Here is a 10161-nt window from a genome sequence, read left to right as displayed (position 1 = left end):
TGCCTGAGCGACGGGGGCGCTGTGGACGGGCGGCTCCGCGACAGGTGGGCTGTAGGCCGGCGGCTCCATGACGGGGGCGCTGTGCACCGGTGCCTGAGCGACGGGGGCGCTGTGGACGGGCGGCTCCGCGACAGGTGGGCTGTAGGCCGGCGGCTCCATGACGGGGGCGCTGTGCACCGGTGCCTGGGCCACGGGGACGCTGTGCACCGGCGGCTCCGCGAGGGTGGCGCGGTACACCGGCGGCTCCGCGGCAGGCGTGCGGTACAGGGGTGCGTCCGCGGCGGGCGCGGGGTGCAGGGGTGCGTCCGCGGCGGATGCGGGGTGCAGGGGTGCGTCCGCGGCGGGCGTGGGATACAGAGGTGCCTCCGCGGCGGGCGCGGGGTGCAGGGGTGCCTCCGCGGCGGGCGCGGGGTGCAGGGGTGCCTCCGTGGCGGGGACGCTGTGCACCGGCGTCTGCGCGGCACGGGCCGTGTGGACCGGCGGCTCCGCGCCAGGGGGACTGTGCGCCGGCGTCCCTGCGACGGGGGCGATGGCGGAGGGCGGCTCGCCCGCGGCGGAGGGGTCGCCGAAGAGTATGTGGGCGGGGTTCGGCTGGGGCGATGAGCGCGTGGTCATGCTGGGCTCCAAGGGAGTCGTGCGGCCGCTCCTGCGCTACCGAAGCGCGACACGCGATGTCCCTGACCATTACTAGGGGCCTCCCTGACCCCTCGCCACCCGGGTGAGGCGAGCGTGTGACGACCGGGTGTCCGCGTGTGGCCGAGGCCACGTCGGCGATGAGCGCCGGGCCATGTCGTCGCCGGGGGGTCCCGGGCTACCGTTTTCGCCCAGACCCTTCCCCTCGTACAAGACGCCTTTCCCCTCGTACATGACGCGGACGTGTCTCCGCGCCCAGGATTCGGACGGCTCGGCAGTGCTCGCAGATCTCTCCCCGCTCATCGCGGCGACCGCCCAGTGGCTCACGCGCGCCTACCCGGCCTCCGGCGGCGCCCTTGCCGCCGCCCTGTGCGAGGTGCAGGCGCGGCAGGCCGTGACGGTCGCGGCGTGGCTGCGGTACCCGACGCAGATGGACGCGGCGCTGGTCGCGATGGCGGGCCCCGGCGGCTCCGGTCGGCTCGACGGGGTCACCGGGGCGGACGCCCAAGGGGGAGAGGACCTCGACACCTACGCCTGGCGCACCTGGGTGGACGAGGTGGTGGCGAGCTGGGCCGCCTGCCTGCTCACCGACCCCGAACTGGCCCGCCGCGCGGTGACCGCGCTGGCGGACGGCGGTCGCACCACCTGTGAGCCGGCGGAGTTCCGCCGCCTGGTCGCGCCCGACGCGCACGACCGGCAGGCGGCGGCACTGCTGCGCCACCCCGACCTCCTGGCGCCGGTCGCCGAGCTGCACCAGGAGCCGCTGCTGTACCGGTTGGGGCCGGGGCGGGCGCTGATCGCCTGAGGCCGCCGTCGGCAGGTGACCGTCGGCCGTACGGTCTCGGCGATTTCACCGGGCCGGGTCGCTTCACGCCTTCTTCCCACGGCCCGAGAGCGCGTCGCGCACCCGGTCCACCAGCCCCGCGCCCGGCGCCAGCAGTTTGTTCAGCGGCGGCGTGTTCGGGGCGGACGGGTGCGGACGGGTCGGTGCCACCTTCTTCGCCTGGCGGATCTTGTCCCCCAGCTCGTCGAGGGCCTGCGGGGGGCAGGCGGCGCGCAGCGCGGGGAAGAGGGTCCCCTCCTCCTCGGCCAGGTGCGCACGGACCTCGGTCATCAACATGCCGATGAGGCGGTCGAACTCGGGGTCGCCGGCGTCGCATCCCTCCAGGTCCTTCATGATCTGCTCGGCCTTGGAGTGGTCCTCGATCTCCTCGTCGGCCATGGCGTCGCCGTTCGGCACGTGTCGGCGTACCGCCGGGTAGAGATAGGCCTCCTCGGCCACCGAGTGCCGGACCAGCTCCATCGTGACCTGGTCGGCGTACAGCTTGCGGTCCTTGTCCCCGGGCGCGAGCGCCTCGATACGACCGAAGAGCTCCTCGACCTCACGGTGATCGGTCACCAACTCGTCGATGACGTTTCCACCATGTCCCATGATCCTTGCCTCCCGCGTGAGCACGGCGGCTCCGGATGAGCTGCGCCACCGCGTACGAGTGCCCCGCCCCGCAGGACCGACACGGTGCCGCCCCGCCTCACACGCGCCAGCTGTACCGCCGCTCGGGCCGCCCGGCCACGCCGTACCGCAGGGACACGTCGGCGCTGCCGGTGGTGTGGAAGTGCTCCAGGTAGCGGCGGGCACTGACGCGGGAGACGCCGGTCAGGGCGGCGCACTCGGTGGCGGACAGAGTGCCGTCGGCGGTGCGCAGGGCACGCTCGACCAGTTCGGCGGTCTCCACGCTCATGCCCTTGGGGAGCCCACCGGCGGCGGGCACGGGCGCCGCTTTGGCCAGGACCCGGTCCACGTCCGCCTGGCCCCGCACGACGGTGGTCAGCAGCCGTCCGCGCTGGGCGACGTACCGCTCCAGGCGGGCCCGCAGGTCCTCGAACTCGAAGGGCTTGAGCAGGTAGTCGACGACGCCGTGGCGTACGGCGCCGCGCACGGTGCCGGCCTCGCGGGCGGCGCTGACCACCATGACGTCGCAGTCGTGCCCGGCGGTGCGCAGCCGCGGGATGACGTCCAGGCCGAAGACGTCCGGCAGATACAGGTCGAGCAGGACCAGGTCGGGGCGCAGTTCGTCGACGGCGTCAATGGCTTCCCGGCCGCTGCTGGCGACGCCGACCACGCGGAACGGGCTGACCCGTTCGACAAAGGCGCGGTGCACCCTGGCCACCATGAAGTCGTCGTCGACCACGAGGACGTCGATCGGCCCCCGCGGGCCGGGCGTTCCCTGTCCGCGGGTCATCGGTCCGCTCCTTCCGCCACCGCGTCGGTGAGGTGGCTGACGGTCATGCGCGCGGTGAACAGGGCGCCGTCGGGGGTGTTGCGCACGGAGATCTCCCCACCGTGACGTTCGCAGACCAGCCGGGTCAGCGCCAGGCCGATTCCGCGCTCGCCGTTGCGGGCGGCCTTGGTGGTGAAGCCGTGCGAGAACACCTCCCGGGCCAGGTCGGGGGCCACACCGGGCCCCGAGTCCCGGACGGCGATCTCGACACTGGCCGCGTCCTGCCGCAACCCGACCTCGACCCAGGCCCCATGGCTGCGGCCCGACCGGCCCCGGCCCGCGTCCTGCCCGCCGGACCGGCCGTCGCTCACCGCCCCCGCCCCGGCCCCGGCGGTCGCACCCGCCCCACCCGCCGCCGCGGCGTCCACCGCGTTGTCCACCAGGTTGCCCACCACGGTGGCGACGTCCGCCGCGTCCTGCGGTGCCAGGCGGTCGAGCGCCGTGTCGTCGGAGATGCGCAGATGGACCTTGCGTTCGGCGGCCTGGGAGGACTTGGCCATCAGAAGGGCCGCCACGGCGGTGTCGCGGACGCGGCGGCTCAGGGTGACATCCAGGGACTGGCGGCGCTGGTTGAGGGCACGGATGTAGCGCACCACCTCCTCCTGTTCGCCGATCTGGATCAGCCCGGAGATGGTGTGGAGCTGGTTGGCGAACTCGTGCGCCTGGGCGCGCAGCAGCTCCGAGGAGCTGCGGAAGGAGCCGATCTCCCGTTCCAGCCGGGCCAGTTCCGTACGGTCGCGCAGCGTGGTGACCGACCCGAGCGGCCGCCCGTCCTTGCGGACCGCCATCCGGTTCATGACCAGGACCCGGCCGTGCCGGACGACGACCTGGTCGCGTTCGTCGGCCGCGCCGTCCCGGTCCCCGGCCAGCACGTCCCGCAGCCGCCCCTCGACACCGAGGTCCGCCAGGCTCCGCCCCACGCAGTCCCCGGGCAGGTCGAGCAGCCGCCGTCCCACCTCGTTCACCAGCGTGAGCCGATGCTGCGGATCCAGGGCGACCACGCCCTCGGCGATCCCGTAGAGCATCGCCTCCCGGTGCTCGGCGAGCCCCGCGATCTCCCGTGGCTCCAGCCCGAGCGTCTGCCGTTTGACCCGCCGGGCCAGCAGCAGCGAGCCGGCCAGCCCCAGCCCGCTCGCGACGCCCAGGTAGGTGAGGAGGTACGAGGACGCGCCACTGAGCCGCTGCCAGACGGTGGGGGAGGCCTCGCCGACCATCACCGTGCCCAGATGCCGCCCGAGGTTCTCCCGCGCCGCCCCCAGCACCGGCACCTGGGCCACCCGCTCGCGCCCGCCGTCCAGCGTCAGTTCGCCCGACCAGCCGCGCCCCCGGGTGGCGCCGTCACCGTGCGGCAGCGGCCCACCGATCGCCGTCGGGTCCGTGGAACTGACGATCCGCCCGTCCGCGTCCGCGACCGTCACGGAGGTCACCCCGGACTGCGACTGCGTGGAGCTCACCAGCGGCGCAAGTGCCTCGCGCGGCAGCGGAACCACCAGTTGGCTGCGCACCAGGGGGTTCGCCGCGAGCTGTTCGGCCAGCGCGGCCACCCGGCGGCCCTCCACCCGGTCGAAGGTCGCCTCCGACTGCGCCAGCGAGACCCCGGCGACCGCCACCAGCACCACCACCACGATGGCGAGCTGGAGCACCAGCATCTCGCCCGCGAGGGTCTGACGACGGAAGGTGGCGACCACGGCGTACTCGATCTCTCGGTGGTGAGGCTTGAGGGGTGGGGTCGTCCCATCATGGCCTCCACCTGCGCCGGAGGAAAGAGATCGGTAGCCGCAGGGTCGGTGGCCGGGGACCGGCGCCGCCGCAACCGCCGCTGACACAAAGACCAGAACCTCCGTTGGTTCCGCAAGCGGGACAGCCCGGCGAGGCGGGGGGCAACATGTGGCCCACCTCACCCTCCCCCACAGGGCCTTCCCCAACCCCATCGACAGACCGACAGGTGGTGGCACTCGTGCGCTCGCGCACCCCCCTCGCCCTGCTCGGGGCCGCCGTGCTCGTCCTCGTAGGACCCCCGCTGCTGACCACGGGCAGCGGCACCGGGACCGGCACACAGATCCCCGGCCTGCGCTTCATGGTCCCCAACACACCGGGCGGCGGCTACGACATCACCGCGCGCACGGCCGCGAAGAACGCCGAGGAGGCCGGACTCACCCCCGGCATCGAGGTGTTCAACCTGCCCGGCGCCGGCGGCACCGTCGGCCTCACCCGCCTGGTGGGCGAGCACGGCAACGGCAAGCTCGCGATGTCGATGGGGCTCGGCGTCGTCGGCGCCGTCCGCTCCAACGACGCGCCCAGAACCCTCGCCGACACCACCCCGATCGCCCGCCTCACCGAGGAGCAGGACGTCGTGGTGGTCGCCAAGGACTCGCCCTACCGGACGATCGACGAGCTCATCGACGCCTGGAAGGCCGACCCCGGCGAACTCCCCGTCGGCGGCGGTTCCTCACCGGGTGGCCCCGACCACCTCGCGCCCATGCTGATGGCGCGCGCCGCCGGGATCTCCCCGAAGCAGGTCAACTACATCCCGTTCGACGGCGGCGGCGAACTCCTCGCCTCCATCCTCGGCAACAAGGTCGCCTTCGGTGTCTCCGGCGTCGGCGAGTACCTCGACCAGATCAAGGCCGGTGAGCTGCGCCTCCTCGCGGTCACCGGACCCCAGCGGGTCGACGGCCTGGACGCGCCCACCCTCCAGGAGGCGGGCTACGACGTCAACTTCACCAACTGGCGGGGCATCGTCGCTCCTCCCGGCCTCTCCGACGCCGAGCGCGGCAAACTCGTCCGCCTCGTCGAGGAACTCCACGACTCGCCCGAGTGGCAGGAGTCCATGAAGAAGAACGGCTGGGACGACGCCTTCCTGTCCGGCGAGAGGTTCGGGGACTTCCTGGACGCCCAGGACCAGCGGGTGGTCTCGGTACTGAAGGAGCTGGGACTGTGACGACCCCGACCGCCGACATCCCTCCGGCGCCCACCCCGGCCCGCCGCTCCTGGCTGCGCGACCACTCCGAACTCGGCGTCTGTGTGCTGCTGCTGGCCCTCGGCGCACTGGTGCTCACCGACGCGCTCACCATGGACGTCGACATCGCCCAGCGCGGACCCGTCGGCCCGCGGACGGTGCCCCTGGCCGTCGGCGCCGGGCTGCTGCTCATCGCCGTCCTGCTCGCCGTCGATGTGCTGCGGGGCGGCCGAGGCCAGGCCGAGACCGGCGAGGACATCGACCTGTCCGAACCCGCAGACTGGCGTACGGTCCTGCTGCTCGCCGGAGTCTTCCTCGGCGCGGCCGTCCTCATCGAACCGCTCGGCTTCCCCGTCGCGGGCGCCCTGCTGTTCTGGGGCGCCGCCTTCGCCCTCGGCAGCCGCCGCCCCGACCGCGACCCGCTCATCGCGGCCGTGCTGTCCCTCGTCACCTACGCCGTGTTCAACAACCTGCTGGGCGTGCCGCTGCCCGGCGGCCCCCTGATGGGAGTGCTGTGAGATGAACGCCCTCAACTCCCTGCTGGACGGTTTCGGCACGGCGCTGACCCCGCTCAACCTGCTGTGGGCCGCCCTCGGTGTGCTGCTCGGCACCGCGATCGGCGTCCTGCCCGGCATCGGCCCGGCCATGGCGGTCGCGCTGCTCCTGCCGGTGACGTACGGACTCGACCCCGTAGGCGCGTTCATCATGTTCGCGGGCATCTACTACGGCGCCATGTTCGGCGGTTCCACGACCTCGATCCTGCTCAACACCCCCGGCGAGAGCGCCGCAGTGGTCGCCGCGATGGAAGGCAACCCGATGGCCAAGTCGGGGCGCGGCGCGCAGGCGCTGGCCGCCGCCGCCATCGGCCACTTCGCCGGCGGCATGGTCGGCACGATCCTGCTGGTCGCCCTCGCCCCGACGGTGGCCCGGCTCGCCGTCGACATCGGCGCGCCCGACTACTTCGCCATCATGGTGCTCGCCTTCATCGCGGTGACGTCGGTCCTCGGCTCGTCCCGGATCCGCGGTCTGGCCTCCCTGTTCATCGGACTGACGCTGGGCCTGGTCGGCCTGGACCAGATGACCGGCCAGCAGAGACTCACCTTCGGCTCGCTCCAGCTCGCCGACGGCATCGACGTGGTGATCGTCGCCGTCGGCCTGTTCGCGATCGGCGAGGCCCTGTGGGTGGCCGCCCATCTGCGGCGCCGGCCGGGCGAGCCGATCCCGGTGGGCCGCCCGTGGCTCGGCCGCGACGACGTGCGGCGCACCTGGAAGTCGTGGCTGCGCGGCCCGTTCATCGGCTTCCCCTTCGGCGCGATCCCGGCAGGTGGCGCCGAGATCCCCACCTTCCTCTCCTACGTCACCGAGAAACGCCTGTCCCGGCACAAGGACGAGTGGGGCAAGGGCGCCATCGAGGGCGTGGCGGGACCTGAGTCCGCCGCGTCGGCCTCGGCGGCGGGCACGCTGGTGGCGATGCTGACGCTGGGCCTGCCGACCACCGCGGTCGCCGCCGTCATGCTGGCCGCCTTCCAGCAGTACGGCATCCAGCCGGGCCCGTTGCTCTTCGAACGCGAACCCGAGCTGGTGTGGGGTCTGATCGCCTCGCTGTTCGTCGGCATGGTGCTGCTGCTCGCCCTCAACCTGCCGCTCGCGCCGCTGTGGGCCAAGCTGCTGCGCATTCCACGGCCGTACCTGTACGCGGGAATCCTCTTCTTCGCCTCGGTCGGCGCCTACGCCGTCGGCGGCGAGGCCGTCGACCTGGTGATCCTGCTGGTCATCGGCCTGATCGGGTTCGGCATGCGCCGCTACGGGCTGCCCGTGCTGCCCGCCGTCATCGGCGTCATCCTCGGCCCCAACGCCGAACAGCAGCTGCGCCGCGCCCTGCAGATCAGCGACGGCAGCGTCACCGGCCTGGTCAACACCCCGTTCGCGGTGACGGTGTACGCCGTGGTCGTCGTACTGCTGGCGTGGCCGCTGCTGACACGGCTGGTACGCCGGGATCGGCGTAACGCGTCGTAGACACGGCGCCGGGGGCCGGGCCACCGGGCCCGTCCCCCGGAGGAGCTGCGGATGCTCAGGGTCAGGAGGTGCGGTCCTCGGGCAGGTCCACCTTCCGCCGGTCCTGCTCGTCCCAGGCACGGGTGTCACGCGGCTCGGTGTACGGCTCGGCCTCGGCCGGATGGCCTCCGGCGATGGCTCGTTGGCGTGCGGTCTCGGCGTCGAACTCCAGGCCGAGCAGGATGGCCAGATTGGTCACCCACAGCCAGATGAGGAAGATGATGACGCCGGCCATGGTGCCGTACGTCTTGTTGTACGAGCCGAAGTTGGCGACGTAGAAGGCGAAGCCCGCGGACGCGGCCATCCAGACCAGCAGTGCCAGGAAGCTGCCAGGAGTGATCCAGCGCCACCCCCTGACCTTGGCGTTCGGGCAGGCCCAGTACAGGATCGCGATCATCAGCGTGATCAGGACGACCAGGACCGGCCACTTGGCGATCGACCACACGGTCAGGAAGGTGTCGCCGAGGCCCAAGGCGTCCCCGGCCCGTTGCGCCAGACCGCCGGTGAAGACCACGATCACGGCGCTGATCAGGGCCAGCACCATGAGGGCGACGGTCACTCCGACGCGGACCGGCAGGACCTTCCAGATCGGCCGGCCCTCGGGCACGTCGTACACGACATTGGAGGTGCGGATGAACGCCGCCACGTAGCCCGACGCCGACCACACGGCCAGCACCAGGCCGACGACGGCCAGGAGCGAGCCGACCCCGGCGTTGTTCTGCAGCTGCCGCACGGCCTGGGTGATGATCTCCCGGCCGGCGCCGGGAGCGAACTGCTGGAGGCTGTCCATGAGCCGGTCGGTGACCGACCGGCCGGCGATGCCCAGCAGCGACACCAGCACCAGCAGCGCCGGGAACAGTGACAGCACCGTGTAGTAGGTCAGGGCCGCCGCCCGGTCGGTCAGCTCGTCGTCCTTGAACTCACGCAGGCTTCCCTTCAGCACCGCCACCCACGACCGCTTGGTGAGCTTCGCCGGTGAGTCGGGCGCCGCCCTTTCCACCTCGGGCCGGGGACCGGCCTCCGCGGGCGCCGGATTCCCTCCGTCGCGCTGATCCTTGTGACCTGGGAGATGCAGCTTCGCCATGGAGCCCGAGTAACCCGTACGCGCCGTCCTAAGAGTGCCCGGTCACGGCGTGGGCGCCGAACGCGGCGGTGTCGTGGCTCTGGTCCGAACCACGACACCTGGCGAAACCGATTCCGCGGCACCGGTTGCGCCCTGCCCTCCAGGTACCCCCACTCGCCCTCGGCTGAATCGCTCCCGCCGGCATTCCGGGAACCGGTCTTCGCAACACGGGGACGAGCCGGCCTCAGCGCTCCGGGACTGCCCTGGTGCGAATCGACTGGGCGACGTCGCGGAGCTTGACGTTGTGCGTCTGGGAGATGCGCTTGAGCACGTCGAAGGCCGCTTCCTCGCTCATCTGGTGGCGCTCGCGCAGGATGCCCATGGCCTCGCCGATGGCGTGCCGGGTGTCCATGGCGTGTTCGAGCTGGTCGACCGTGCGGGCGCTGGCCAGCGCCACGGCGGCGTGCGAGGCGAGCAGCCAGCCGGCCGTCTCCATCTCGGGCGTGAAGGCGCCGGGCCGTCCGGAGTAGAAGTTCAGGGCGCCGAAGTCGTCGTCCTTGGTGTAGAGCAGGAAACCCATCATGCTGCCCACGCCCAGGTCGCGGGCGGCGGGGGCGAAGCGCGGCCAGTCGGGCTGCGACTTGCTCATGTCCGTGATCCGGAACAGGCGCTCCCCGTTGACGCGCCGGGCCGCGTCGAAGCACGGGCCCTCACCCAGTTCGCCCTGCAGGCGGTCGGACTCCACGACCATGTCGCCGCAGGCAGCCAGAGTCACCGCGCGGCCCTTGCGCAGGGCCAGGATGCCGGCCGCGTCGCAGCCCTCGATCAGCCCGACACCCCGCTCGGAGATCGCGTCGAGCGTCTCCTGCGTGGAGCCCTGCGCCAGCAGGTGCCGCGCCAGCTCGGCCATCTGTTCGGCGAACGCGCGCCAGTCCATCCGTGTCCACCGTCCCGCTCGTCGTGCCTTCGCGTCGCAAGGCGCCCGAAGGCCGACCACCAGAACCCGACCGTCGGACCCGACCACTGCCTGTTCCGACCGGTCACAGGGCGGTACGGCGCCGGCCGAGCACCCGCTCGGCAGCCCTTCTGGCAGCCTACCGCTCGGACGTAGCCGATGTCCGACCGAGCGATCATGGTCCTGCCGCCCTCTCACCGCGGTCGGAGCCGCCGGT

General features: G+C 72.5%; 9 protein-coding genes and 1 pseudogene. 4 read left to right on the top strand and 6 right to left on the bottom strand.

The genetic code is table 11. The features are described 5' to 3' along the window. Nucleotides 1–615 (bottom strand): annotated as a pseudogene (locus ACFV6X_RS17285) (hypothetical protein); the annotation flags it as partial. Nucleotides 616–910: 295 nt separating this feature from the next. Here ACFV6X_RS17285 and ACFV6X_RS17280 point away from each other — a divergent pair. Then, entirely contained in the window at nt 911–1438 is a 528-nt protein-coding gene (locus tag ACFV6X_RS17280; RefSeq protein WP_385384158.1) for a hypothetical protein, read from the top strand. A 63-nt stretch (nt 1439–1501) separates the two neighbouring features. Here ACFV6X_RS17280 and ACFV6X_RS17275 read toward each other — a convergent pair whose 3' ends face one another. The 3 genes from ACFV6X_RS17275 to ACFV6X_RS17265 all read right to left on the bottom strand — a co-directional run bounded on the left by ACFV6X_RS17275 (nt 1502) and on the right by ACFV6X_RS17265 (nt 4600). After that, the gene (locus ACFV6X_RS17275) at nt 1502–2065 is read right to left on the bottom strand and encodes a hemerythrin domain-containing protein (RefSeq protein ID WP_385383972.1); all 564 of its coding nucleotides are present in this window, start codon (nt 2063–2065) and stop codon (nt 1502–1504) included. 97 nt (nt 2066–2162) lie between these two features. Beyond that, entirely contained in the window at nt 2163–2873 is a 711-nt protein-coding gene (locus tag ACFV6X_RS17270; protein WP_385383969.1) for a response regulator, read from the bottom strand. Beyond that, nucleotides 2870–4600, bottom strand: a complete 1731-nt coding sequence (locus ACFV6X_RS17265) for an ATP-binding protein (RefSeq protein ID WP_385383966.1) — start codon at nt 4598–4600, stop codon at nt 2870–2872. Before ACFV6X_RS17265 ends, ACFV6X_RS17270 begins: the two co-directional genes overlap by 4 nt. A gap of 269 nt (nt 4601–4869) precedes the next feature. On the opposite strand from ACFV6X_RS17265, the gene ACFV6X_RS17260 reads away from it, so the two are divergent. The 3 genes from ACFV6X_RS17260 to ACFV6X_RS17250 are packed head-to-tail and all read left to right on the top strand — an operon-like array spanning nt 4870 to nt 7887. Beyond that, nucleotides 4870–5853: a Bug family tripartite tricarboxylate transporter substrate binding protein gene (locus ACFV6X_RS17260; RefSeq protein WP_385383963.1), complete on the top strand. Its 984-nt coding sequence runs from the start codon at nt 4870–4872 to the stop codon at nt 5851–5853. After that, complete coding sequence (locus ACFV6X_RS17255; RefSeq protein WP_385383960.1) at nt 5850–6389, top strand: tripartite tricarboxylate transporter TctB family protein; 540 nt, start codon at nt 5850–5852, stop codon at nt 6387–6389. Before ACFV6X_RS17260 ends, ACFV6X_RS17255 begins: the two co-directional genes overlap by 4 nt. Nucleotide 6390: 1 nt before the next feature. Further along, entirely contained in the window at nt 6391–7887 is a 1497-nt protein-coding gene (locus ACFV6X_RS17250; protein WP_385383957.1) for a tripartite tricarboxylate transporter permease, read from the top strand. 61 nt (nt 7888–7948) lie between these two features. Here the strand turns inward: ACFV6X_RS17250 and ACFV6X_RS17245 are convergent, their stop codons facing one another. Together ACFV6X_RS17245 and ACFV6X_RS17240 are read right to left on the bottom strand one after the other, a co-directional pair. After that, nucleotides 7949–9010, bottom strand: coding sequence for a YihY/virulence factor BrkB family protein (locus tag ACFV6X_RS17245; protein ID WP_385383954.1), 1062 nt, complete (start codon nt 9008–9010; stop codon nt 7949–7951). A 223-nt stretch (nt 9011–9233) separates the two neighbouring features. Then, a complete protein-coding gene (locus tag ACFV6X_RS17240; protein ID WP_385383951.1) occupies nt 9234–9926 on the bottom strand; it encodes a GAF and ANTAR domain-containing protein in 693 nt (230 codons plus the stop codon). Nucleotides 9927–10161 lie beyond the last annotated feature (235 nt).

Source organism: Streptomyces sp. NPDC059861 (assembly GCF_042731435.1).
Classification (GTDB): domain Bacteria; phylum Actinomycetota; class Actinomycetes; order Streptomycetales; family Streptomycetaceae; genus Streptomyces.
The sequence above is the reverse complement of the archived record's forward strand: the minus strand, read 5'-3'. Positions and strand labels throughout refer to the sequence as shown.

Excerpts from the sequence above, each read along its gene's own strand:
- ACFV6X_RS17275 (WP_385383972.1), bottom strand. The coding sequence starts at position 2,065 with ATGGGACATGGTGGAAACGTCATCGACGAGTTGGTGACCGATCACCGT.
- ACFV6X_RS17270 (WP_385383969.1), bottom strand. The coding sequence starts at position 2,873 with ATGACCCGCGGACAGGGAACGCCCGGCCCGCGGGGGCCGATCGACGTC.
- ACFV6X_RS17250 (WP_385383957.1), top strand. The coding sequence starts at position 6,391 with ATGAACGCCCTCAACTCCCTGCTGGACGGTTTCGGCACGGCGCTGACC.
- ACFV6X_RS17245 (WP_385383954.1), bottom strand. The coding sequence starts at position 9,010 with ATGGCGAAGCTGCATCTCCCAGGTCACAAGGATCAGCGCGACGGAGGG.
- ACFV6X_RS17240 (WP_385383951.1), bottom strand. The coding sequence starts at position 9,926 with ATGGACTGGCGCGCGTTCGCCGAACAGATGGCCGAGCTGGCGCGGCAC.